Annotated in this window: 17 protein-coding genes; 8 read left to right on the top strand and 9 right to left on the bottom strand. The window is 45.1% G+C overall.

Translation table 11 applies throughout. The features are described from left to right. Positions 1 to 7: 7 nt before the first annotated feature. Together Q0230_RS10495 and Q0230_RS10490 are read right to left on the bottom strand one after the other, a co-directional pair. A complete protein-coding gene (locus tag Q0230_RS10495; RefSeq protein ID WP_298609955.1) occupies positions 8 to 1,093 on the bottom strand; it encodes a hypothetical protein in 1,086 nt (361 codons plus the stop codon). A 102-nt stretch (positions 1,094 to 1,195) separates the two neighbouring features. Further along, a complete protein-coding gene (locus tag Q0230_RS10490; RefSeq protein WP_298609954.1) occupies positions 1,196 to 2,464 on the bottom strand; it encodes an MltA domain-containing protein in 1,269 nt (422 codons plus the stop codon). 243 nt (positions 2,465 to 2,707) lie between these two features. On the opposite strand from Q0230_RS10490, the gene Q0230_RS10485 reads away from it, so the two are divergent. The 4 genes from Q0230_RS10485 to gatC all read left to right on the top strand — a co-directional run bounded on the left by Q0230_RS10485 (position 2,708) and on the right by gatC (position 10,024). Then, complete coding sequence (locus Q0230_RS10485; protein ID WP_298609952.1) at positions 2,708 to 6,679, top strand: choice-of-anchor L domain-containing protein; 3,972 nt, start codon at positions 2,708 to 2,710, stop codon at positions 6,677 to 6,679. A 150-nt stretch (positions 6,680 to 6,829) separates the two neighbouring features. Next, the gene (gene gatA / locus Q0230_RS10480) at positions 6,830 to 8,290 is read left to right on the top strand and encodes an Asp-tRNA(Asn)/Glu-tRNA(Gln) amidotransferase subunit GatA (RefSeq protein WP_298609981.1); all 1,461 of its coding nucleotides are present in this window, start codon (positions 6,830 to 6,832) and stop codon (positions 8,288 to 8,290) included. Positions 8,291 to 8,300: 10 nt separating this feature from the next. Further along, the gene (gene gatB, locus Q0230_RS10475; protein WP_298609951.1) at positions 8,301 to 9,731 is read left to right on the top strand and encodes an Asp-tRNA(Asn)/Glu-tRNA(Gln) amidotransferase subunit GatB; all 1,431 of its coding nucleotides are present in this window, start codon (positions 8,301 to 8,303) and stop codon (positions 9,729 to 9,731) included. 2 nt (positions 9,732 to 9,733) lie between these two features. After that, positions 9,734 to 10,024: an Asp-tRNA(Asn)/Glu-tRNA(Gln) amidotransferase subunit GatC gene (gene gatC / locus Q0230_RS10470; RefSeq protein ID WP_298609950.1), complete on the top strand. Its 291-nt coding sequence runs from the start codon at positions 9,734 to 9,736 to the stop codon at positions 10,022 to 10,024. Positions 10,025 to 10,062: 38 nt separating this feature from the next. Here gatC and Q0230_RS10465 read toward each other — a convergent pair whose 3' ends face one another. Further along, positions 10,063 to 10,983: a LysR substrate-binding domain-containing protein gene (locus Q0230_RS10465; protein WP_298609949.1), complete on the bottom strand. Its 921-nt coding sequence runs from the start codon at positions 10,981 to 10,983 to the stop codon at positions 10,063 to 10,065. An 83-nt stretch (positions 10,984 to 11,066) separates the two neighbouring features. On the opposite strand from Q0230_RS10465, the gene Q0230_RS10460 reads away from it, so the two are divergent. The 4 genes from Q0230_RS10460 (at position 11,067) to Q0230_RS10445 (ending at position 17,699) form a co-directional block, all read left to right on the top strand. After that, positions 11,067 to 12,608: a trimethylamine methyltransferase family protein gene (locus Q0230_RS10460; RefSeq protein WP_298609948.1), complete on the top strand. Its 1,542-nt coding sequence runs from the start codon at positions 11,067 to 11,069 to the stop codon at positions 12,606 to 12,608. Between the two features lie 18 nt (positions 12,609 to 12,626). Continuing rightward, a complete protein-coding gene (locus Q0230_RS10455) occupies positions 12,627 to 14,663 on the top strand; it encodes an NADH:flavin oxidoreductase (RefSeq protein WP_298609979.1) in 2,037 nt (678 codons plus the stop codon). Between the two features lie 107 nt (positions 14,664 to 14,770). Beyond that, positions 14,771 to 15,838: an EndoU domain-containing protein gene (locus Q0230_RS10450; protein ID WP_298609947.1), complete on the top strand. Its 1,068-nt coding sequence runs from the start codon at positions 14,771 to 14,773 to the stop codon at positions 15,836 to 15,838. A gap of 148 nt (positions 15,839 to 15,986) precedes the next feature. Further along, positions 15,987 to 17,699, top strand: coding sequence for a sulfatase-like hydrolase/transferase (locus Q0230_RS10445; protein WP_298609946.1), 1,713 nt, complete (start codon positions 15,987 to 15,989; stop codon positions 17,697 to 17,699). On the opposite strand, the gene Q0230_RS10440 is transcribed toward Q0230_RS10445, so the two are convergent. From Q0230_RS10440 to Q0230_RS10415, 6 genes are all read right to left on the bottom strand, one after another. Further along, positions 17,683 to 18,807: a trypsin-like peptidase domain-containing protein gene (locus Q0230_RS10440; protein ID WP_298609945.1), complete on the bottom strand. Its 1,125-nt coding sequence runs from the start codon at positions 18,805 to 18,807 to the stop codon at positions 17,683 to 17,685. The two genes, Q0230_RS10445 and Q0230_RS10440, sit on opposite strands and share 17 nt — an antisense overlap. A gap of 23 nt (positions 18,808 to 18,830) precedes the next feature. Further along, positions 18,831 to 19,778 (bottom strand): esterase-like activity of phytase family protein, encoded by a 948-nt coding sequence (locus tag Q0230_RS10435; protein WP_298609944.1) that lies wholly within the window; start codon positions 19,776 to 19,778, stop codon positions 18,831 to 18,833. A 1-nt stretch (position 19,779) separates the two neighbouring features. Beyond that, positions 19,780 to 20,550, bottom strand: coding sequence for a TerC family protein (locus tag Q0230_RS10430; protein ID WP_298609942.1), 771 nt, complete (start codon positions 20,548 to 20,550; stop codon positions 19,780 to 19,782). 99 nt (positions 20,551 to 20,649) lie between these two features. After that, positions 20,650 to 22,146 carry a NuoM family protein gene (locus Q0230_RS10425; protein WP_298609941.1) on the bottom strand — a complete coding sequence of 499 codons (1,497 nt, stop codon included), beginning with the start codon at positions 22,144 to 22,146 and terminating at the stop codon, positions 20,650 to 20,652. Continuing rightward, positions 22,139 to 23,668, bottom strand: coding sequence for a NuoM family protein (locus tag Q0230_RS10420; protein ID WP_298609940.1), 1,530 nt, complete (start codon positions 23,666 to 23,668; stop codon positions 22,139 to 22,141). The genes Q0230_RS10425 and Q0230_RS10420 overlap by 8 nt, the downstream gene beginning before the upstream one ends. Positions 23,669 to 23,678: 10 nt before the next feature. Next, positions 23,679 to 25,241, bottom strand: coding sequence for a proton-conducting transporter membrane subunit (locus Q0230_RS10415; RefSeq protein ID WP_298609939.1), 1,563 nt, complete (start codon positions 25,239 to 25,241; stop codon positions 23,679 to 23,681).

Genomic DNA, 25,241 nt, shown 5'->3' with positions numbered 1-25,241 from the left:
CTTTTCCCTAACGATAAGCACTCAAAGAAAACAAGTTGTCATTACGCTTAGTGGCATCAGTAGACGCTTGTGGCTTCGCTGGCTCTCCCTCCACTTCATTCAAAACTTGCTGCGTTTTCTCCTCCAGCAGTTTGAGTAGATTACGCGCGTTTTCTAAGCCTGTTTGCAAATCAACACACATTTCATCTGTCAAATCGACTGCTTTAGCTAAACGATCTACTTGTAATTTATCAACCTTGTCAAACTGCTGGCGAATGCGTTGCCCCATCAAACTGCCTTGTTCATCTTGCTCCCGCAGTTTAGCCATTTTTTCGCGAGTCTCATCCAAACCTTGAATCAGTTCTTGACGTGCTACATCGGTAGTTTGGAAAGTACTGGTAAAGTATTCTTGGGCTTGTTGCTCTAAGCTTTGAAGCTCATTAGTGAAATGAGCGAACAGACTATCCGCTTGCTTTTGCTGCTCTTGCATACTATGTAAGGTTTTGCTGGACTCACGCAGCATAGATTCGAGCTGTGCATTAATATCTGTGGCTAAACGTGCATTTTCCTGTTGGGCAGAAAACTGCAGTTTCTGATTTTCAATCAGTTTTTGTGTAAAGCCCTGTGCCATTTTTTCTTGTTCACGCACCCGTACTAAGCCCTCATCCACTTGGCTTAACCCTTGAGTGAGCTTGCTATGCACGTTCCGCACTGCTTCGACAGTATCTGTTAGCTGACCATCCCAATAAGTTTGGACATATTGGATACGCTCCCCAAGCTGAGTAGAAATACTACGCAACTCACCTTCTGCTTCTTTGACACGATTAATGGTTCGCTCAGCTTCTTCGGCTACAGTACGGCTGGTTTGGGCTTCACGATTGATATCCTCAACACGGCTTTTGAGTTGCGAAGTCAGGTAGTCTGCATCTTGCGCGCCATGTTGAATCGTATTAAGAATCTCGGCAATACGTTGCTGATCAAGCTCGGCGCCTAAACGAATTTTTCGCACATCATGTGCGTCTTGTTGGTGTGCTTGAGGTCGCAGCAATAAAAGCGCGCCCAAGGCAGCCATCAAAGCGATTGCAATGATGACAACATCAATCAGGTTTACCATGAGTTTGTTATCCTATTAGAGACCAACCAAGCCTAGCATAGTGAAAATAAAACTTTCCCATATTAGTTACCATAAGCTTAGTTAGATGAATAGACGCTTAGTTCAAAGCCCCGCGAAACTATTCTTAAAAAACTCTGGTTTTAGCACGACTAAATAGGACTTACGGAAGCCTGTCATATGATAAGTGGCTTTTTCTGCTTGTGGGCCAGCACCGGTATAGAAATCCAAGCGACCGGGTCCTTTAATCGCTTTGCCGCGATCTTGGGCAAATAACAGCCGCCAGTCGGATCCGACCATTTCACCATGATGATCAATTCGTGGAATCTCCGCTAAAAGCACTGAGCCTAGAGGAATAAAATTATCGTCTACTGCGACGGTATGCCAAGGAATTACTTCTGAACCAATTGAGGTTTTAGGACGATTTTCGGTTTTCTTAAAAAATACATAACGTGGATTTTGGTGCAAGACTTCGGTAATACGTTCTGGGTGCTGATGCAACCACTGGCGAATACTCTCATTGCTTAAACTGCCTTGATAGCCCTGAGCTTGTAAATACTGACCAATACTCACATGGCGCTTATCATTAGTACCGGCATAATCTAAAAACACTTCTTGTCCATCGCTAAAGCGGGCAATGGCCGAACCCTGAATATGTGAAAAATATAGATTCACCACATCATTCGTCCAACCAATCTCTAAACCACGCCCACGCAGTGCACCTGCATCAATTTCAGCACGCGTAAAATGACAATCCTCACCCGGTGGCAAGGAATAAATAGGATAGCGATAATTTTCATCTGGCCAATTTTGTACCTCTACTACTGGAGTAAAATAGCCTGTGTATTGGGCTTGGCCAGCATGTCTTGCTGACGGAATTTCCATTAAATTAAAACGCTCTTGTAAGGCGTACGCACTCTGTCCATGCTCCCAACGCATCAACTCTAAAGCGGTTTGCAATAAGACATTATTGGGCAAATTAGCCCAGCCAGCCCCTTCGCGCATTTGGGGATTTTTAGAGCGCAAATAGGTGACTTGCTGAAGTAAGCCTTCTTGACTGCCAATCGTTTTGACAATGCAAGCATCCAAAGAGAAGTTTTGAGGATCACAGCGTTGGTTTTGCGGAAAAAACGACGCTTTAGGCTCAGCTAGCTGCGAGAAATTAGTTTGTTGCATCAATGGGGGAGTTAGCTGGCTCACTGGTGCTGCTAACTCTTCCTGATAACCACTAGGATTCGGGTTATACACAGGCAATGGTGAATCAGGGGCATTGTAATCAGACCAAGGCAATACCCCGGCTTGTAACACGCCACTACACGAGGAACACGCATAAAGCATAGCCGTAGCTACTGGTACTACTAGATGGGTTTTCACGTAGACACCCTAAATTGTTTTTATAGTTGTTGGGGTTTTAAGACATTATCCCTTGCTGTAGTTAGCTCTGGAAGGGATGAGTGGCGCATTCAGATTAATGGTATTAATCAGCAATTTGACATGAATAAATTTATATTATAGCCTAGTTGCGTCATAAAGGATTTTTAGCGCGCTTATCTCTAGGCTACTGCCGCTATTTATCTATCTATTTGGGCTTGATAATAAAAACAATAGGACTTGCTTATGTCCCAACGCACTCTCGGGCGTGTACGGCCTTTGCTCTTAAGCGTTTTAATATTTAGTAGCTTGCCAGCTGTGGCAGCACTGAATTTAAATGCATCACCGACTTTAAGTGATATGCGTCTGATTCTGGATGGACCTGGTTTGGCTGTTGAGAATCTGCAAATTACTAAAGGCATTAAAAATCAATATGGTATTTTTACCGGTGGTATTGATCCTTCAGGGGCTGATCCTATTTTAGGCATCAATGAAGGTTTGTTCATGAGTACGGGCAATCTAAGCAGTATCCTTGGCCCGAATAGCAGTCAAAAATATACCTTTAACACTACCATCAAATATGCCGACCCTGACCTAACCAAGTTAGCAGCTACGGCAATCAATGATCCCGCTATCATTGAGTTTGATATTGTTCCCGAAGGCGATAGGATTAACTTCCTTTTAGTCTTTGGCTCCGACGAATACCCTGAATATGTTTGTAGTAAATTCAACGATGTATTTGGTTTATTTATTTCAGGCCCTGGCTTAACGGGTACTCAAAATGCGGCCTTCTTACCAGATACTAAACAAGCGATTGCGGTCAATAATGTCAATGCTGGAGTCGCAGGTAGCCTCAAAGATGGTACAGCTTGCCAATTAACCAACTCAGCTTATTTCATCGATAATGGTAATGGCAGCGGTAAAACCGGCACTCAATTAGATGGTTTTACCACCCCCTTGACTGCATCTTTAGGTGGTTTGCAAGCTAATCAGCGTTATCATGTCAAGTTAGCCTTAGCCGATACGGGTGATCAAGCTTATGATTCAGCGGCATTTTTTAAATGGCTTACTAGTACCTCCTCGACTGAAATTGATTTGGAATTAGCAGCTACAGCTAGTCCCTTAAAACCTGATCGGAATGGTGTTGTTGATCTCACTTATATTTTAAGTAATACATCTGCAACCGCCTCACGTTTGGTTACTGCGAATATTGAGTTACCAAGCGGGATGAGTTATCTGAGTGATAATTCCACAGGTTTGTTTAATGCTCAATCGGGTCAATGGTCGGTCGGGAAAGTATTAGCGAATAGCAAACGCACTTTAACCATTCGCGCTAAAGTCGGGACTGATATTAGTTATCGCATTCCTGCTGAAATTACTTATTCCTTCAATGAAGATCCAGACTCCACCCCGTACAACCGCTTAGCTAAGCCGAATGAAGACGATACAGCGACTTTAGTTTTAAATACGATTAGCAATACTGCACCGAGTATTAGTAATGCAGGCAGTGCCGCCACCGCCTCTGTCACCACCGCTGAAAATAATAGTAATGCGCTTGTCGATTATGCAGCGACTGATGCAGAAGGTGAAACTGAAGGCAAAGGCCTAGTATGGAGCTTAGGTGGTGGTGCAGATGATGCGCTCTTCAGCATTGATAGCGCAGGTTTATTACGCTTTAAACTCCCACCTGACTTCGAGAAACCACAAGATCAAGGCTTAGATAATATCTACAATGTGACTATCAAGCTCTGTGACAGCTATCAAGCCTGTGATCAGCAAACCTTAGCCATCCGAGTTACCGATGTAGCAGAAGATCGGGATAATGATGGTTTAAATGACAATTTTGAAACCGGTTTAGGCAGTAATTTAGACAATCCAGATACCGATGGTGATGGCATTGATGATAAAACGGAAGTCGGCAATGACCCTTTAAATCCACGCGATACTGACAATGATGGAATTGCAGACATTCTCGATACCGATGATGATGGCGACGAAATTCCTAGCAAAGACGAAGGCACTAAAGATACCGACAACGATGGTACTCCTGATTATCTCGATAAAGATGATGATGGTGATGGAATCAGTACTGACTCTGAAAACTATAATGCTGGCACCCCTAAGGATGATGATAGCGATAAAGATGGAGTGCCTGATTATCTCGATGCGGATGATGATGGCGATGGACTGTCTACTCAACTTGAAGGGATTAAAGACTCCGACAAGGATGGTGTGTATGACTATCGTGACACCGATGATGATAATGATGGTATTACTACTAAAGACGAAGGCACTAAGGATATTGATGCCGATGGACTACCTAATTATCTAGATACTGATGATGATGGCGACGGTATTCTTACTAAGGATGAAGGGACAAAAGATACCGATACCGATGGTGTGCCGAATTATCTCGATGCGGATGATGACAATGATGGTTTGTACAGCAAATACGAAAACTATAATGCTGGGCTGCCGACCGATGATGATACCGATAAAGATGGTATCGCAGATTATCTAGACGCGGATGATGATGGCGATGGCAAGTTGTCACTCTCTGAAAATAATGACCCCAATGGCAATCATCAACCTGAAGATGCTGTAGATACGGATGGTGATAAAACGCCTGATTACTTAGATAAAGATGACGCCCATAGTGCAGATAAAGATGATGATGGTGATGGTCTCACGAATGCTCAAGAAGCCAGTTTAGGTTCTAATCCCGATAGCACTGATAGTGATAAAGATGGTTTACCGGATAATTTAGAGGTGGGTTCATCGGTTACCACTCCGCTTGATCATGATAGTGACGGTATTCCCAATCTCATTGATCCAGATGATGATAATGATGGCGTTCCCACTATCACCGAAAATGCGGGCAAAAACACACCAACTATAGATTCCGATAAAGACGGTAGCTTCGACTACATTGATACCGATGATGACAACGACGGTGTGTTCACCAAGTTAGAAAACTATAATGGTGGTACTCCAGCTGATGATGATACGGATAAAGATGGTATTACTGATTATCTAGATAAAGATGACGATGGCGACCTGATCAGTACTTGGTATGAAAACTACAATGGCAATACACCCACTGATGATGATACTGATAAAGATGGTCGTCCCGACTATTTAGATGCCGATGATGATAACGATACGATTCTGACTAAATACGAACAGCCCGACCCGAATGGGAATGGGAATCCAGATGATGGGATTGACTCTGACAAAGACGGTATTCACAACTATTTAGATTCTGATGATGATAGGGATGGCGTCTTAACACGTGACGAGAAACCAGATCCCAATGCAGATGGAAATCCTAGTGATGCAGTTGATGCTGATCTAGATGAGGTCTTGGATTATTTAGACCCCATTACGAATAGCTATATTCGTTTGAGTGTACGCGCCATTTTGCAGGGTGCTTATAACTCTAGTACGGGCTTAATGTCTGACGATTTACGGCGCTTAAACTATTTACCTAAGCAGCAACCGTATGGATCACTCAGTGACTCTTTTGGCTATACTAATTCGCCTTATGCAGTCTCACCTTTTGGGCATTTAGGTAAAGAAACCCTAAGTGATAGCATCTATGCAGCTACTGGCAATGATGCAGTGGTCGATTGGGTGCTAATTGAGTTACGTGATCCAAATGCTCCTGAGAAGCGCCTGATGACGCATGCCAGCATCCTACAACGCGATGGTGATTTAGTCGATGGTAAAACCGGTGCTAAAGAAATCCTAATTCATGATGTGAAACCAGGTAATTATTATGTAGCAATCGATCATCGCAACCATATGGGTGCAATGACCGCGACACCCATTGCTTTGTCCTCTGTAAGCACTTTAGTAGACTTTAGTAGCCCTAAAACAGCGACTTATGGCAAAAATGCCCAGTTGACTAATACTAAAGTAGCGATGCTTTGGTCTGGGGATGTGAATAATAGTAATACAATTATTTCCAATGGCCCTGGTAGCGATTTGAATGTGACCTTAGGTGCTCTCCTAATCGCACCCGGTAATACGGGTGTGAATACGGCCTATTTAATGCCCGGCTATTTCGCTACCGATGTCAACTTAGATGGAACTACTATCTATGCAGGACCCAATAATGATACCAATGTCATTTTAGGTAATGTGTTATTACACCCTGAAAACACCACGTTTAACGCCAACTTCATTTTGAATGGAACAGTTCCTGCATTTAAATAAGTTTAGGGTTGCTTGCGACTCACTGAGTGCTTGAACTATAGTTATCCGCTTAATTCACTGGCTAAACCTGCCCACTTATCAAGTGGGCAGTTCTATTACCAGCACTCTCACACGCTTATAAAATTCGGAGACAGCATGTCCCAAGATTCTATTAGCGCTTTATCACTCAAAGAACTGCATAGCGGTATTCATGGCGGTCAGTTCTCAGTGATGGAAGCCACTGCTACCTATCTAGACCGTATTGAGCGTTTAGATGGGAACTTAAATACTTATATTACGGTGCTACGCGAGCAGGCTCAGCAACAAGCCCAAGCGATTGACCAGCAAATCCGTAAAGGTGAATTGACGGGGCCATTAGCGGGCGTTCCGTATGCACTGAAAGATTTATTCTGCACTGAAGGTATCTTGACCACTTGCGGCTCGAAGATGCTAGCTAACTTTGTTTCGCCTTATGACGCGCATGTAGCCACTCAATTAAAAAAAGCTGGTGGTGTGCTCTTAGGTAAGAACAATATGGATGAGTTCGCGATGGGTTCATCCAATGAAAATTCAGCTTATGGTGTAGTACGCAATCCTTGGAATACGGATTGTGTTCCAGGTGGTAGCTCAGGCGGTGGCGCAGCAGCGATTGCAGCGCGTTTAGCGCCAATGGTCTTAGGCACCGATACGGGCGGGTCGATTCGCCAACCAGGTTCATTCTGTGGCGTGACTGGGATTAAGCCCACCTACGGACGGATTTCGCGTTACGGCATGATTGCCTTTGCCTCCAGCCTTGATCAATGTGGGCCAATGGCGGTTTCGGCTGAAGATTGCGCGCTTACCTTAAATGTAATTGCAGGCTTTGACGAACGCGACTCCACTTGTGCGAATGAGCCAGTGCCGGATTATACCGCGAGCTTAACGGACTCGATTCAAGGCTTACGGATTGGCTTACCGAAAGAGTTTTTTGCCGCAGGTTTAGATTCAAATGTGGCTGCTGTGATTGAACGTGCAGTGAAAGAATTTGAAAAACTGGGCGCAGTAGTTAAAGAGGTATCTTTACCGAACTCGCATTTAGCCGTCCCCGTTTATTATGTAGTTGCACCAGCGGAAGCCTCCTCTAATCTCTCGCGGTTTGATGGGGTGCGTTTTGGGCATCGCTGTGAAAATCCGAAAGATTTAATGGATTTATATAAACGCAGTCGTTGGGAGGGCTTTGGTGAAGAAGTCAAACGCCGGATTATGCTCGGTACTTATGCTTTATCCGCGGGCTATTACGATGCTTACTACCTCAAAGCACAGAAAGTCAGACGCTTGATTAAGCAAGACTTTGTGGATGCTTTCAAAGATGTGGATGTGATTATGGGTCCTTCTGCTCCCACCACGCCCTTCAAGATTGGTGAGAAAGCCGATGATCCGGTGGCGATGTATTTAGCGGATATTTACACCATTCCGACTAGCTTAGCGGGTTTGCCGGGGATGACTTTCCCGATTGGCTTTGCGGCTGATGGGTTGCCCGTGGGTATGCAGCTGATTGGTAATTATTTCCAAGAAGCACGGATGTTGAATGTGGCGCATCAGTACCAATTAAATAGTGATTGGCACAAACAAGTGCCTGCCCAATTTGCATAAGGAGACAGTCATGGAATGGGAAACCGTTATTGGGCTGGAAATCCATGCTCAGCTTGCCACGAAGAGTAAAATTTTTTCCGGCTCTTCCACTGCTTATGGTGCCGAGCCGAATACACAAGCCAGCCTCGTTGATTTGGGGATGCCAGGTGTTTTGCCAGTATTGAATAAGAAAGCGGTCGAAATGGCGATTCGCTTAGGTTTAGCGATCAATGCCAATATCACCCCGCGCTCGATCTTTGCACGGAAGAATTATTTCTATCCTGATTTGCCGAAAGGCTATCAAATCAGTCAATTTGAATTGCCGGTGGTTGCTCAAGGTCATTTAGATATTGAACTTGAAGATGGCAGCACTAAGCGGGTCGGCATTACCCGTGCGCATTTAGAAGAAGATGCGGGCAAATCTTTACATGAAGATTTTCATGGCAAAACCGGCATTGATTTAAACCGTGCTGGCACACCGCTATTAGAAATCGTTTCTGAACCCGATATGCGTTCCGCCAAAGAAGCGGTGGCTTATATGAAAAAGCTGCACGCTTTAGTGCGCTATTTAGGGGTTTGCGATGGCAATATGCAGGAAGGTTCGTTCCGTTGTGATGCTAACGTCTCGGTACGCAAACCAGGGCAACCGTTTGGTACGCGTGCTGAAATCAAGAATCTGAACTCTTTCCGCTTTATTGAGCGGGCGATTAATTATGAAGTTGAGCGCCAAATTGAGTTGATTGAATCGGGCGGCAAAGTGGTACAAGAAACGCGGCTCTATGACCCCGATAAAGGCGAAACGCGCTCCATGCGTGGCAAAGAAGATGCTAATGACTACCGCTATTTCCCTGATCCAGATTTACTGCCGGTAGAAATAACTCCAGCGGATATTGAAACAGTACGTGCTAGCTTGCCGGAATTACCCGATGCTAAGAAGCAACGCTTTATTGAAACCTATCAATTAGGTAGCTATGAAGCCGAAGCCTTAACTGCTAGCAGTGAATTAGGTGATTATTTCGAGGCCGTGGCTCAAGGTACGAATGATGCAAAATTAGCCGCGAATTGGCTGATGGGTGGCTTAGCTGCACTCTTGAATAAGCATGAAGTTGACATTAGTGCTTCACCGGTTGCGGCGGATGCTTTAACCAGTTTATTGCTGCGGGTTAAAGATAACACCATTTCCGCAACCGCCGCTAAAGATGTACTTGAAGCGCTCTGGAATAATGAAGGTAGCGTAGATGGGATCATTGAAGCCAAGGGGCTTAAACAAATCAGTGATACCGGCGCGATTGAAGCAATGATTGATGAGATCATTGCGAAAAATCCTTCGCAAGTGGCTGAATATCGTAGCGGTAAAGATAAATTGTTTGCTTTCTTTGTCGGTCAAGCGATGCGTGCGTCTAAAGGCAAAGCCAATCCGAATACCGTGAATGACATTCTGAAAAAAAAGTTGGAGGGCTAAGCATGTCGACGATTAGTGAAGCAGAAGTGCAAAAAGTAGCGCACCTAGCGCGCTTAGCAATTCCAGCGGATCAAACCGCTGCTTATGTAAGTAAAATCAGTAGCATTATTGATTTGGTTGCTCAGCTCAGTGCCATAGATACAGAAGGTGTCGAGCCAATGGCACATCCTTTGGATTCAGTACAGCGCTTACGTGAAGATGTGGCGACTGAAACCAATCATCGCGAAGCTTATCAAGCCGTTGCGCCTGAAGTGGAAGATGGCTTGTATTTAGTGCCGAAAGTTATTGAATAAACTATCTGTTAGTAGCTTTATGAGCTTGGCTTGTAAAGCTACTCTTCCGCTACAGTCTGCTGCATTTCCACTAAAAGCCACTCCAATAAAGCCTGCGCCTCCATACTCAAAGATTTATCTTCGCGGGCAATCACATAAAATGGCTCAGGAGTGAGAATGCGCTCCCGCAAAGGTGCGACTAATTTCCCCTGCTCAATCAAAGGCTGCACAATATGATGCCAACCTAACACAACACCTTGGCCTTCAATCGCTGCCTGCACCACAATTGAATAATCATTAAAACTCACATCTTTGCGGGTATGGCTGAGCTTCAAGCCATAATGTTGAAAATATTGTGGCCAGTTAAAGCGCGGAATGTAATGCTCTTCTAGATGAATCAGTGGCTTCGTTAATAAATCGCTAGGCTGCTGAATCTGTTCTTGTTGAGCTAACCAAGCGGGGCTACACACCGGAAACAAGACCTCATCAACAAATTTCCAGCTTTGATAAGCCCCCTCTGGCACACCACCCACCGGAATACATAAATCAAACTCGAGTTTGGCAATATCTTGATAGGCATCTTGGGTAATAATGCGCAATTGTACTTCGGGATAAGCTTGCTTAAAGCGCGCAATCCGTGGCATCAACCAATGGCTAGCCAGCGAGGTAGAAACTAATATGGTCAACACCGAAGCTTGCTGGCTGCTAATCGCCTCTTCTAAACCGGCTTGAATTTCGCCAAACCCTAATTGCATGCGCTTCGCTAAGCGTTGCCCAATCGCAGTTAAGCGCACACCTTGGGCTTCACGCTCAAACAACTTTACCCCTAACACCGTCTCTAATTGGCGCACACTATGACTAACTGCAGACTGTCCTAAACGTAAGACCGCAGCCGCCCGTGTGAAACTTTGCTCTTGCGCAGCGATATGGAAAGCGAGCAAAGAACGCATCGATAGCAGATGAACATTAATTTTTTTCATGCCTTACATGAACACAAGCCCAGTCGTGGGTCAAGCAAAACACTGCTACAGTTAATCATCATAGCTTCGCCACCGGTGGTCTTATGAATACAATTCAAGCCTCTACGGATCGTTCCTCCCGTCGCCGTGCTCGTAACACGCATCGCACAGATGCGGCAGCCTTTCCACCCTATTTAAAACGCAAAATTCCACTCTATGAATTATTGAGTGTGGATGGTGTGGAGGCGATTGAGCATCACGCCGAATTAATCCTGCAAGAATTTGGCATGCAATTTCGCGGCGACGCAGAAACCATTCGTTTATTTGTGGACGCGGGTGCAGAGGCGCAAGGCGAGATTGTGCGTTTTCCAGCGGGTTTAATTAAGCAATTGATTAAAACCACGCCACGCGAATTTATCCATCATGCACGTAATCCGGCGCGTTCAATTGCCGTCGGTGGCGATAATGTGGTGTTTGTACCCGCGTATGGTTCGCCCTTTGTCGCCGATTTAGAGCGCGGGCGGCGCTATGGCACTTTAGAAGATTTTCAGAATTTTATTAAGCTCGCTTACACCTGCCCGCATATTCATCATTCCGGCGGTACGATCTGCGAGCCGGTAGATATTCCAGTGAATAAGCGCCATTTGGATATGGTGTATGCGCATATGCGCTATTCGGACAAGGCTTATTTAGGTTCGATTACTAGCCCAGAGCGTGCGGAAGATTCGATTGAATTATCGAGGATTTTGTTCGGCAAGGAATTCGTCGAGCAGCACTGTGTGGTGATGGGGAATATCAATGCCACTTCGCCGCTCTTATTTGATGGCGATGTAACGCGCGTCATTCGCACGTATGCCGCTGCAGGGCAGGGGATTATTGTTTGCCCCTTCGTGTTAGGCGGTGCGATGGGACCCGTTACGCCAGCGGGTGCGATTGCACAAGCCCATGCCGAATCCTTGGTAGGAATTGCTTTAGCCCAGTTAGTGCGGCCTGGTGCACCGATGATTTATGGCAATTTCCTTACCACCATGTCCTTGCGCAATGGCTCGCCCACCTTTGGGCAACCGGAAGCCAGTTTGGCTTATTTTGCGATTGGGCAATTAGCGCGGCGTGCAGGCGTACCTTTGCGTTGCGGGGGCGCGTTTACCTCCTCCAAAGTCAGTGATTTCCAAGCGGGGCAAGAAAGCGCCGATGCTTTAACCCCAGCCTTAATGTCTGGTGCAAATTGGATTTTGCATGCAGCCGGTTGGTTAGAAGGCGGCCTGACCATGGGTTATGAGAAATTTATTCTCGATACCAATCGGCTTGGGATGATGGCGCGGATGCTGGGAGGCTTGGCGTTGGATGAGAATGCTTTTGCACTCGATTCGTACCGCCAGCGCCATAGTCACAATGAGCATTTTTTAGGGACAGCGCACACCCTCGCCAACTACAGCGACGTATTTTATGAATCGACCACAGCGGATAGTGGCTCGTTTGAGCAGTGGGAAATGGATGGCAGCAAAACCGCTGAACAACGCGCCAATGCCATTTGGAAGCAGCAATTAGCTGAGTATGTCGCGCCACCTTTAGACCCCAGCATTGATGAAGCGCTGCAAGCCTTTATTCGTGGGAAAAAATCCGCCAAACCTGATATGTGGTATTAAGCAAGGAAGACCTCTGTGATGACTAATGATCCACTCTTACAAGCCTTTCAACTCAAGCATTTGACCTTGCGTAATCGAATTATGATTACCGCGCACGAGCCGGCTTATCCTGAAAATGGCATGCCCACCGCCCGCTATCGTGCCTATCATGTGGAACGTGCCAAAGCGGGTATTGCCCTGACCATGACCGCTGGTTCGGCGATTGTCTCGAAAGATAGTGCACCCGCGTTTAATAATATTTTGGCTTATAAAGATGAAGTCGTTAGCCATCTGCGCGATTTAGTCGATGCTTGCCATGAGCAGGGTGCGGCTGTGATGATTCAACTCACCCATTTAGGGCGGCGCACGCATTGGTCGCGCGGCGATTGGCTGCCGGTAGTTAGCTCCTCGGCGCGACGCGAACCAGCGCATCGTGCTTTCCCCAAAGTGATTGAAGATTGGGATATTGAGCGGATTATTCGTGATTACGCCGATGCTGCCGAACGCATGCAGGCGGCGGGTATGGACGGGATTGAGTTAGAAGCTTATGGACATCTGCTCGATCAATTCTGGTCGCCTTATACCAATGCTTTAGATAATGACTACGGCGGCTCTTTAGAGAATCGCCTACGTTTTAGCATGGAAGTGTTAAAAGCGATTCGTGAGCGTGTTGGGAAAGAGTTCATTATTGGTGTGCGTAATGTCGCCGATGAAGTCCTCGACGGTGGCTTAACTAAAGCCGAGGGTATTGAAATCGCCTGCCGTTTGCGTGATTCAGGCTTGATTGATTTCCTGAATATTATTCGTGGGCATATTGATACCGATGCAGCTTTGACTGACGTTATTCCCGTGCAAGGCATGCGTAATTCACCGCATTTAGATTTTGCGGGTGAAGTACGTGAAATTACCCGCTTCCCAATTTTCCATGCGGGGAAAATTCCCGATTTAGCCACCGCTCGCCATGCCATTGCTAGCGGTAAACTCGATATGGTGGGTATGACCCGCGCACATTTAGCCGACCCACATATTGTGCGCAAACTTATCGCAGGCCAAGAAGACAGCATTCGCCCTTGTGTTGGTGCGACCTATTGCTTGGATCGGATTTATCAAGGTGGTGAAGCTTATTGCATTCACAATGCGGCCTCAGGTCGTGAACTAACCATGCCGCATCAACTTCAAGCTGCATCGGTGAAAAAACGCATCGTGATTGTCGGCGCTGGCCCTGCTGGTTTAGAAGCAGCGCGCGTTGCAGGTGAGCGTGGGCATGAAGTGATTGTGTTAGAAGCGGATAGTGAAGCGGGTGGACAAATTCGCTTAACTGCACGCAGCCCGCATCGGCGCGAAATGATCAGCATTGTGGAATGGCGTTTAGCGCAATGTGAGCACTATGGCGTGCAATTCCGTTTTAATTGCTGGGCTGAAGCCGAAGATGTGTTGGAACTTAAACCAGATGTGGTGGTGATTGCCACCGGTGGCTTGGCAAATACTGAAATTTTAGCCAGCGGCAATGAGCATGTGGTCTCAACATGGGATATTTTAGCGGGCAGTACCAAACCGGCGAAAAAAGTGCTGCTTTATGATGATGCGGGCGATCATGCCGCCTTACAAGCTGCCGAATGGATTGCTGCCAGTGGTGCTGAACTGGAAATTATGACGCCAGATCGCAGTTTCGCGCCGGAAGTGATGGGCATGAACCTAGTCCCTTACCTACGCAATTTACAGCAGCATCAAGTGACTTTCACCGTCACCTACCGCTTATTAGCCGTGGAAAAATCAACGCAAGGTTTAACCGCGATTATTGGCAGTGATTATGGCTCTTGGCAGCAGCGTAAAGACTACGATCAGATTATTGTCAATCACGGCACTCAACCCTTAGATGAACTCTATTTTGAACTCAAACCACAATCGAAAAATCTAGGCGCAGTGGATTATGAACAACTGATTGACGGCCAAGCACAAACTCTGCTGAAAAATCCTGAAGGTCAGTTCTTATTGTATCGGATTGGTGATGCAGTGGCGGCACGCAATACTCATGCAGCAATTTATGATGCTTTGCGCTTGATGAAGGATATTTAGTAGCGGTTTTAGTCTGAACTTATCATCAATAAGCTAAGTCCAAACTTCCAGCTCAACACAGCTAATCAGCTGTGTTAGCCTGCCTCTTTTTATAAGGACTTTGCATCTTGAAATCACTTCAAATCGGTTTAGGGCTAGGGGCTTTAGCTCTAGCCACGAGCGCCACTGCTCAAGTTTATTTTTCTCAAGCTAATGAATTTGTACTTGATCGCGCTTGCGATGCAGTGACCTCTATTAAAAAACACAGCAATGTTAGCCCATTAACGGCAGGCCAAACTTTTCCTGCTTTAGGCACAAACCGCGAACCCAATCCGACGCATGCTTATCTACAGATTGGCGCGGATAAGAAATGGGTTGAATTAAGCTGCGGGCATTACAGCAATGCAACCGCAACTACTCCGACCGAATCGCGCCCCATTAACACGCCTGCTAACAATTGCCTAGCTTTCTTTGATAACAGCAATAATCCCGTGAGACTCAAAAATGGCCTAGCCGATATAACGCCACCCGCCCCGAGCCTGGATGCTTTCGGGCAAGCGGTAAATGCAGTCTGTGGCCCGGCTGGGAATAAAGTCAGCCCTGAAGAATTTAAGCAGATGCTGCATAATCATCCTGAGGTACTAGCACGGATTAAAACCTTCACTCAAGATAAAGTATTTGCAAATCGACCGGCTAAACCCAATCCTGAAGCTTATTTAAATGACTTAACCGAAGCTTGGTTTGCAGTACATGCCTTTGACCATATTTTCTGTGGTGAGCCTGAGGCTAATGGCCCGATTGGTGGTCTGCATTATGTGGGGCGCTATGTGCAGCTTCAGCAAACAGGTGAATTATGCCGGATGGATAACTATCGGCAGAATGAAGTCGTCCCTAATGTCTTGTACTCTATGGGGGCTACCATGCGCTTTGGTAATTACACTGCGCGTTCCTCGATTAAAGGTTATGGTTTAACTTTAAGTGCTGAAGATTTATTGAAATTAGGCACGCGCGCTTTTGCCGAAAACCCAACTGATAGCCGTGACAAAACCACCGCTTGCTTATTGCCAGTTCAAGATGATGGACAACATTTCACTGCAGTGTTTGCCCGCCGTAGTGTTGGTATTCGTACCCTCTATCCCGATGCCACGCCCTCAGCAACAGATCCCGCTTGCAAACAAGGGTTAAGCTTGAACTAGTTCGCAAATTAGGTAAGCCAAATAGAACTGGCTTACCTAAAATAAGCTTACTTTTATCCTGAAAACTCACCAGTTAATCTTAATATAAATTTAATTGATGCCAAATATCTTTATTATAAAATAAATTCAAGCATCAGAGATTTATATAATGAATTTAAAGCTGCCTTTACTGCTGCTTGGTCTTTTATTATTTGCTGGTTTAATTGCTTTCGAGCAATCGATTATTAACCCGATCAGCTTTATCATTGAAACCAATTACCTCAGTCAACCCTATGATCAAAAAGGTCTTATTAAAGGTGGTTTATTTTTATTTAGTTATCTATTTAGTTTACTAGCTCTAATTTCTATTTTATTTATTGCTAATCGCTGGATGGCTGTAAGCCTAATAGCACTCTGCTCGATTATTTTTGGTGTTGATTTTTACACGCAAATGTTAGGCAGTAGTCCTAGCGGGATTACAGTTGCTATCCTAGCGACAGCCTTAACTGAAACAGGGCGGGCGGCTGATTTGTTGGTTTATAAAAAACCCTTAACTTATGCCTTAGCAGCCAGTACCTTCTTTTTGATTTTTGCTTTATGCCTACGTTCTTTGATTGTCAAAAAGAAGCGCATTTGGTTTGGTTGGAGTGTATTAGCCTTAGCCCTATCGATTGCCAGTATTGGTTTACTTAGTTATAAAATTTTCTCGATTACCACTCAATCTTATCCAGCTCCAATCAAACTACCTTTAGTGCTGCATCAATATTTTTCGGCATTACCTAAACACGAAGAGCGTATCCTAGCACCCAGTATTCAGACTAGCAAAACCACTGAATATCAAACAATCGTCTGGGTGATTGATGAATCTATTTCAGGGAATTATTTGGGAGTGAATGCTTATCCTAAAAATACTACTCCCTTTTTAAGCTCGCTTCAATTCAGCAAGGATATGCAAAACTATGGAGTAGTCAATTCTGTTTCAAATTGCTCCAATACCTCCAATCTATTCTTACGTATTGGGTTAACTTCAAAAATCCAACAAGACTTTAAAACTGCCCAACATAATCTACCAACTATTTTTCAATACGCTAAGCGTGCTGGCTTCGAAACTTATTTAATGGATGGGCAAATGGCTCCGGGCGAAGTGCAAAATCATCTAACCGGCTATGACTTAAAGTCTATCGACCACTATATCGGGTATCCACGTAGTATTTATCCGAAAGATCGAGACAGTGAAATTTTAAAAAGCCTCGCGACCTTAATGAAAGGAAATAAACAAAAACGCTTCATTGTAGCTGTGAAATGGGGAGCACATTGGCCGTATCCTTTAGCTTATCCTCAAGAAAACGCACAGTTCCAACCCGCAGCGACTGATTCGTTTACCGAAATGACCGTCGATAATAAGGAGATTATTATCAATGCTTATTTGAACGCGATTGAGCACAGTGTGGATAGGTTTTTAAAACAGCTAATTAGCCAGCAGCGCCCAGATAACTCGGTGATTTTCTATACCTCAGATCATGGGCAGAGCTTATTTACCCATGATAATAGCGCGCTGACGCATTGCCACTTTAATACCAACCCTGCTGCTTTGCCTTTAGATGAGTTTAAAGTGCCTTTGATGGTATTTGCGGCGCAGGCCAAAAAGCATTTTCCGAAGCATACAAATCGCCTGTATGCTCAAGAGCAGATTTTCTCAAGTACCTTAAAATTATTCGGTTATGATTCTAAAATTTTTAACGCTTATGGTCCTACGCTGTGGCAGGGTCAGGTATCCACTATTGCGGAATCCTATATTCTAGATTCAGGTCTGAAAGTCAGTATCCCTAAAGATGAACTCCAAACAAATACTCAAACTACACACGCTAGTGTTGCATGGTAAGCTTAATATCTAGCTCTTGCTTCGTATTACCATCACGTAAAATCTGAACTCTAATTGTGTCATTCAGATTATATTTGTCCATTGTTGCAGAAAGCTCGCTAGTACTAGTAACTGGTTTACCATCAATCGATTGAATAATATCACCTAACACTAACTCATCATTAGCCTGTACTACGGTGCCACGTAAACCAGCTTGAGCTGCGGGAGAATTAGGCGCAACCTCTAATACCAAAACACCTTTTACACCTAAACGCTCGCCTACGCCCTCATTCACCCCATCATTCATAGTGATCCCTAATACGGGGCGGATATAGCGACCATTTTGTACCAGCTGAGGCACTACACGATTCACTGTGTCGACTGGAATCGCAAAGCCAATCCCTGCCGAAGCACCTGAGGGGCTATAAATTGCTACGTTGACACCAATCACGCGACCTGATGAATCCAGTAAAGGACCACCTGAATTACCCGGATTAATCGCTGCATCAGTCTGGATTAAATCCTCCATCGTATTGCCCTGGCCTTCGCCATCAATACTGCGACCTAAAGCAGAAACTACCCCAGTGGTAAGGGTGTGATCTAAACCAAACGGATTACCAATCGCCAAAACCGTTTGACCCACTTTTAAATCATGGCTACTACCAATGTTTACAGCCGATGGTAGATCTTTAGGATTGCGTAATTTCAAGACCGCTAAATCATGGCGTGGACTCGCCCCTACCACATCTGCTTCAAAAATCCGTTGGTCGGATAAGCGTACTTTGGCAGTTTTGTAGCCTTCAACCACGTGATAATTGGTAACGATATGTCCTTGCTGATCCCAGACAAAACCTGTGCCGGTACCACTGGGGCGCTCACTGACATTACGTGTCCAATAATCGATAACTTTATCCGTTGTGGTGATATAAACGACCGAAGCGCTAGTCGTTTGGAACACATTAATTGTGCGTTCTTCTTGATTGGTAAAAGCAGCAGCAGGGGTAACTTTAAGTGGTTCAGCAACAGGATTAGTTCCGGGTAAACGCTGGAAAAACGGTAACACTAACCAAGCTAGCAGCACCCCCAACAGCAACCAGAAGACATTTTTCCAAGTTTGTTTAATTGGCATGCTTCGACACCCTGAACCTGAAGTTATTCAACTTTAAATAAGCTTAACTGATTCCGTAGTAAATCACGTTCACCATCATCGCTCACCATTAAATACAGATTATCGCGAATTTGGGTGAGACCCTCAAAATTGTCTACTTGGATTAGGCTTGAATAAACCCCTAAATCTTGCACCTCACAGACTTCCGCTTTAGCACAGGCATCCAAGTCGACTCGACGCAAACTAATCACCATTGGATGTAAAATACCAACCCAAGCCCGCTCCAACACTAAGACACTTTTATCTGGCAGAATTTCCAAACTAGTTACTGAGCTATTTTCAGCAGGATAAGCTAAAAAAGACCACTTTTGTTTAGCCGAATAAATAGTCTGTAAATTATTCGGTTCACCTTTAAGGCTACGCTCGGGCGCAGTAAGAAAACCGTATTTAGGATGATAAGCTACCGACTCCAACATAGCGTTTTGCGAGCGATAAGCTTTGGCGTTTTGCAAATCTTTGTGAATGGGTACGACACCCACTTGGCGGCCTTGTGGAGTCATCCGATAAATTCGGGGGCCATGCTCAAAGGAAACAATTAATTGGGTATCGCCTTTTTTGCCATTATTCGCATTAAGCGCAAATAAACCTTCCGAATCCCGCAGCTTAATCGGCTTACCCTTGTTATCCACTAAACCGGCTGCAAAAACAGGGTCTACTGCCGTAATTTGCTCATTTTCCAGCTTAAGCTTGAAATGAAAAATACGCCCTTGATCAGAAACAGCATAAAGTAGTTGCTCATCCTGATCCCAAGCCAGATCAGAAAGCTCGCTAATAGTTAAACCATTAAAACTGGCACGGGGTATTGTAAATTCGCTTAAGAGCTTGATTTTGGAATAGGTCTTTTTAGGAGCAGCCGTTACAGGCGGGGCGCTGCAGGCAGCTAAAACCCCACAGCACACTAATAAACTCCCGTAACGGCTAAGCAGTCGCATCTTATCTTTCTACATCCTGCTCTTTTTGCGGCATGGTATCGTGCAAATCCACCACTTTCTTGGAGTTTTTGCGCATTTTCATATTTAGCATTTCCACACCAAACGAGAAAGCCATCGCGAAGTAGAGGTAACCTTTGGGTACTTCATGGCCTGTACCTTCAGCCACCAGCACGACTCCCACTAAGACTAGGAAAGTAAGTGCCAACATTTTGACTGTTGGATGTGCCTCAACGAAATCACCAATTGGCCCAGCTGCAAACATCATCACTAAAATCGCGACTACAATCGCCGCCACCATGACAAAAACTTGGTCAGCCAAACCAATCGCAGTAATCACTGAGTCCAGTGAGAACACAATATCGATCACTGCGATTTGTGCAATTACTCCCATAAAGGTTGAAGCGCCTTTTTTAATCGCACTCTCACCGTCTTCAACACCGCCTTCTAAGCTACCGTGAATCTCGGTGACTGCTTTATAAATCAAAAATAAACCACCAAATACTAAAACTAGATCTCGACCTGAAACAGCATGCCCCATGATCGTAAATAAAGGCTCAACTAACTTTGCCACCCAAGCAATCGAGAGCAAAAGTAAGACACGGCTAATCATAGCGCCAAATAAACCCAGCTTACGCGCCAAAGCACGCTGTTCTGGTGGTAAGCGATTCACCATAAGGGTTAAGAAAATTATATTGTCGATCCCTAACACTATTTCTAATAGGGTTAAGGTTAAGAAGGCGCTCCATACATTAATGTCTAGCAGCAGTTCCATAGGTTCAATTCTTTGCTTATTTTCGGGGGTGCTATTCTAGGTGGAAACCTACCAGCAAGGCGATTATACGCACTAGCCGTTAGGGGTATATAGGGAACTTTACTCAACTAATAAGGTCATGCGCTCCAACCAACTCATACTACTGGTAGAGATGAAGTCTAGTAGTCCTTGCGGATAAAAGCCAAACAGTAAAACAATCGCAGTGAATAACAGCATAATCACTAGCTCCCGCGGTTTAAGATCAGGTGATTCACCAATCGAGGCATGCCGAGTCTTCCCTAGAAAAGCTTGGCGATAAGCGGATAAGAAATAAGCGGCGGCTAAGATAATGCTAAACAATGCAAGTAAACCCGCCCCCAAATACGTTTCCAAAACACCCACAATCAGCAAAAACTCTGCCGGAAAACCGCTAGTCCCCGGAATTCCTAAACTAGCAGCCCCTAAAATAAAAAAGAAACTAGTCAATAAGGGCATACTTTTCGCAATACCCCCAAGGCTTGGAATTTCGCTAGAGCCTACTCGTTGATAGATAAAACCAATAAGAATAAATAAACCTCCAGCAATAACGGTGAAATTCAGTAATTGAAAAATTGCCCCTTGCAAACCTTGCTGCGTCATACTCACCACGCCCAGAAACACCATTGCTACATGGCTTAGACTTGAAAAGGCTAACATTCGCCGTAGGTTAGTTTGTCCTAAAGCGGCTAAGGCACCATAGAGCACACCTAACATGCCTAAACCGACTAAGATATATTGGAAATCCTGAGCAGCACTCGGGGCTAAAGGAAAGGCAAAGCGAATCATTCCATACACACCCACTTTTAAGCCCACCAATAAAGCCACCACTTGCGTAGGTGCTTCTTGCGCGACCACTGGCAACCATGAATGCAAGGGAAATAGCGGGAGCTTCACCGCAAACGCCACGGCTAACAGAATAAAGATCGCCGTTTGATAGTCATGCGTGTGTGCAATATGTAAAAGACGTGTGTAATCAAAACTAACCCCATTAGGATCTTGTAAAGCTAAGACCACAAATCCTAAGAGGAGCGGGACTCCACCACTTAGCATAAACAAGGTATATTTCACCCCTGCATAACGCCGATTTGGCCCGATACCCCAAAGGCTAATCAGGAAATAAATCGGTAAGACACTCAGCTCCCAGAAGAGAAAGAACAGAATGGTGTCTAAAGCCGAAAAGATCCCCATCATCGCCATTTCTAGCAGCAGCAGTAGGGCAAAAAACAACCGTGGCAGAGTTTGAATCGCATTCCATGAGGCTAAAATCACACCAATAAACAGCAAAGCAGTAAACGGCAAGAACAGTACTGATAAACCATCGACCCCCAGCAAATAATTAATATCTAACGAGGGAATCCACGGGCTACGTTCAACAAATTGAAAGCCTGACTGGGCTGGATTAAAACCTGCCACAATCACTAATGAAATCAGCAGTGCCCCGACTGAAGTAGCCAAAGCCGCCCATCGGGCTTCACGTGGCGCTAAACTTGCTGCAATCAGCCCCCCTAGAGGGAGCAATAGAATCAGTAAGCTCAACCAAGGAAAGGCTGCACTCGTCATTGGAATGGCTTCAGTCATGATTCGCTATCCCAGACATAGCCCGTAATTCATTAAATAACTCGCCTACTCCGCCGACAGGTTCAGCAATTAAAGTCAGCCAAGGTACATCATAAAAACCTACCACCACAATTACACAAATCACGGTGCCAGCTAAGATTTTTTCAGTGAGTTGAGAAGGTTCAGTATTCCAATGGCTGGTGTTACCACTCGGTTTCGTTAAAAAGGCTCGCTGGAAAGCACGCAATAAAAAACCAGCGGCAATTAAGTTACCAATGGCTGCACCAATCGTGACCGGTGCACCGAAGGTTTTAATCGCCCCTTCTAACACAAAATGGACTGCATTGAAGCCCGGTGTACCCGGCATCCCCACAATCGCTAAACCTGCAATCAGGAAAGCAATGCCTACTAAAGGAATGTAATCAAACATGCCACCTAAACGATGCAAGTTCGTGGTACGAGTGCGTTGCCAAACCAAACCGGTCATTAGCAGCAAACCTGAAATAGCTAAACCAAAATTCACGGCTAATAAGACACTACCTTGCAAAGCCAAAGGATCAAGGCTAAACAAGCCAATGGTTAGAATACTGGTATGACTCACCACCGCAAACCCTAAAAGGCTACGTAGATTCTGCTGCTTTAAAGCGAGTAAAGCTGCATAAAATACCCCCACCATGGCAAAGGCCACCGCGACATAATGCCATTGCCAAATCGCATTGGGCATTAGTGGAAACACAAAACGCAATAGTCCATATACACCAAGTTTTAAACCTAAAAGATAAATTGGGGCAATCGCCACATTCCCAAAACGTAGAAAATCCGGTAGCCAGCCATGAAAAGGAAAGAGAGGAATACGCACTGCTAAACCATAAAACAGGAGAAAGAACAGAACACCCTCCATTTCTTCTGGTACGTTTACGGTGGCAAGCTTAGCTAAATCAAACGACCAACTACCTTTAAGCGCGGCGTAATTCCAACCCAGTAATAAAGTGCCGGCAAATAACAAAATCAAACCGACGGCCATAAATTGCAAAAAGCGCACTAAAGCAGGCATGACATCGTCAGAGGCAGGCCAGCGTTTGGTTAGATAAGCAATCAAGAGCATTTCCAGAATGGAAGCTAGATTAAACCAGAGTAAATCCACAGTGACTAACTGGCTTACTAGCGTTGCTTGCACCAACATCATGACAGCAAGCACAGAGCTACCATGTAAGCGCCGGAAGAGAATAAACACCACACACAAAAAGCCCAGCAAGGTCGTGAGCAGAATAAATAAGACGCTCATACCATCAACAGCCACATGATACTGAACCGCTGCCCAAAACGGCACCTGCTCAGCAAACTGCATGACACCTGTAGGCTGCGTACTGTCAAAATTTAGATACAAGGTGAGCGCTAACGCAATTTCTAGCAAAGAAGCCACTAAAGCTAAGATCATTGCATTCCGCTGACGAATTCGAATCAGCAGCAAGCCAGCCAGTAAAGGCACAAGCTGTAATAAACTTAAGAGTGGCCAGGTGGCGCTGATTGTTTGGTATTCCACTAGCGCGCCCTCATAACACAACCACTAAAGTAGCAGCAATCAAGACCAGCATATAACGGGGTTGCCGCAGATAAGTTTCCACCAACTCAGCTCGTTCACCTAAAACTGTGGCTAAACCAGCTAAACCATCACTACTACTTTTTAGGACTAAGCGTTCTTCAAACCACTCCATGATTTCAGCAATACGTTGCAGGAGCTTACCAAAGATCCCCGAGCCTATTCCCACCTGATTACTAAGCTGCAAACTCCCAGTTTGAAGGGCTTGCATTTGTACTAACGTCGACAAGACATTGGTATGAGAGGGTGTACCGGTTAAACGGTCTACCACTTGTTGATCAAATAACTGTGCTTCATGTGCCAATAAGCGGGTGGGCTTCACTAAAAAAGTATCCGCTAACCGATCCAACCAGAAACGTTGTAGGCAAGCATTATGCAGCCATAAATTGTTCTGAAACCAAGCGGGTGCAGCGGGGGCAGGACTAGAAGTTTGCTGTAGAAATGAGGGTGACCATAAAAATTGATAAATCCGCCAAATAGCATGCAGCACTAAATGGATTAAAGCTAAGGTCGTCCAACCTGCTGCAATCGCCACCACCATCATACCCACCTGCATCAGGGTTGAGAAAATTAGCGAGCTTTTAATATCCGTCTGCATTTGTGCTAAAAACCAAGCATAAACGACCGTTGCTAAACCCATTGCCGCTAAGAGCCAAGCAATAATCGGCATTTGCTCCAACATGGGCGATAAGCGCAATAAAAGATAAATACCCGCATGTACCATCACTGAGCCATAGAAAACCCCACTGGAAGGCGTTGGCCCTTCTAAGGCATGCGAAATCCAAGCTGAAAATGGAAACTGTGCAGATTTGATACAGGCTGCCAGAATCAGACCCAGCACTATCAGATTGGCGACCAAACCCGGCTCCATTTGGCTTTGCACTAAGAGCGCCTCCCAATCGCAATTGCCCCAGTAAATTAAAGCCATGAAAATAGCCAATAGAAAGCCAGCATCACCCACCCGATTGGTCACGAAAGCACGCGTAGCATTGGTGCTAGCATATTCACGTTGCCATGAATAGCTGATCAATAAATAAGAACTAATCCCTGCTAGTTCCCAACCAACAAAAGTCACCATCAGATTGCCACCAAGGACAATCAACAGCATAGCGGTATGAAACAGGCACATAATCAGGAAAAAGCGCTGGAAACTAGCTTCACGATGTAGGTAATTCACTGAAAAGTGTAAAGTCAGCAAAATAATAAAACTGAAAACCGTCGCTAAGCTCAGGCTTAAGCCGTCGAATAGCAGGCTAACACTCGCTTGGATATTGCCACTTTCCAGCCAGCGGGAAATTATAATAGTGCCTAGAGAACCGTTCACAGCGCTATAAACGGCTAAACCCAGCAAAGCCAAAAACACTAACAGCGCCGAACCCACCGCAAGCAAGGCGGTTTCACGTTCACCTTGTTCACCACGATTCCATTTGAAAATTACCCCTAAACCAATCCAAAAACCGGCAAGCAGGGGCAAGAGAGGAATCAGTAAGAGTAATCGATGCAGCCATTCAGTCAT

The organism is uncultured Thiothrix sp. (genome assembly GCF_937876535.1).
Lineage (GTDB): Bacteria > Pseudomonadota > Gammaproteobacteria > Thiotrichales > Thiotrichaceae > Thiolinea.
The sequence above is the reverse complement of the archived record's forward strand: the minus strand, read 5'-3'. Positions and strand labels throughout refer to the sequence as shown.

Bases quoted from the DNA above. Each gene is read 5' to 3' on its own strand.
- Q0230_RS10495 (WP_298609955.1), bottom strand. From the start codon at position 1,093: ATGGTAAACCTGATTGATGTTGTCATCATTGCAATCGCTTTGATGGCT.
- Q0230_RS10485 (WP_298609952.1), top strand. From the start codon at position 2,708: ATGTCCCAACGCACTCTCGGGCGTGTACGGCCTTTGCTCTTAAGCGTT.
- gatB (WP_298609951.1), top strand. From the start codon at position 8,301: ATGGAATGGGAAACCGTTATTGGGCTGGAAATCCATGCTCAGCTTGCC.
- gatC (WP_298609950.1), top strand. From the start codon at position 9,734: ATGTCGACGATTAGTGAAGCAGAAGTGCAAAAAGTAGCGCACCTAGCG.
- Q0230_RS10465 (WP_298609949.1), bottom strand. From the start codon at position 10,983: ATGAAAAAAATTAATGTTCATCTGCTATCGATGCGTTCTTTGCTCGCT.
- Q0230_RS10460 (WP_298609948.1), top strand. From the start codon at position 11,067: ATGAATACAATTCAAGCCTCTACGGATCGTTCCTCCCGTCGCCGTGCT.
- Q0230_RS10455 (WP_298609979.1), top strand. From the start codon at position 12,627: ATGACTAATGATCCACTCTTACAAGCCTTTCAACTCAAGCATTTGACC.
- Q0230_RS10445 (WP_298609946.1), top strand. From the start codon at position 15,987: ATGAATTTAAAGCTGCCTTTACTGCTGCTTGGTCTTTTATTATTTGCT.
- Q0230_RS10440 (WP_298609945.1), bottom strand. From the start codon at position 18,807: ATGCCAATTAAACAAACTTGGAAAAATGTCTTCTGGTTGCTGTTGGGG.
- Q0230_RS10435 (WP_298609944.1), bottom strand. From the start codon at position 19,778: ATGCGACTGCTTAGCCGTTACGGGAGTTTATTAGTGTGCTGTGGGGTT.
- Q0230_RS10430 (WP_298609942.1), bottom strand. From the start codon at position 20,550: ATGGAACTGCTGCTAGACATTAATGTATGGAGCGCCTTCTTAACCTTA.
- Q0230_RS10425 (WP_298609941.1), bottom strand. From the start codon at position 22,146: ATGACTGAAGCCATTCCAATGACGAGTGCAGCCTTTCCTTGGTTGAGC.
- Q0230_RS10415 (WP_298609939.1), bottom strand. From the start codon at position 25,241: ATGACTGAATGGCTGCATCGATTACTCTTACTGATTCCTCTCTTGCCC.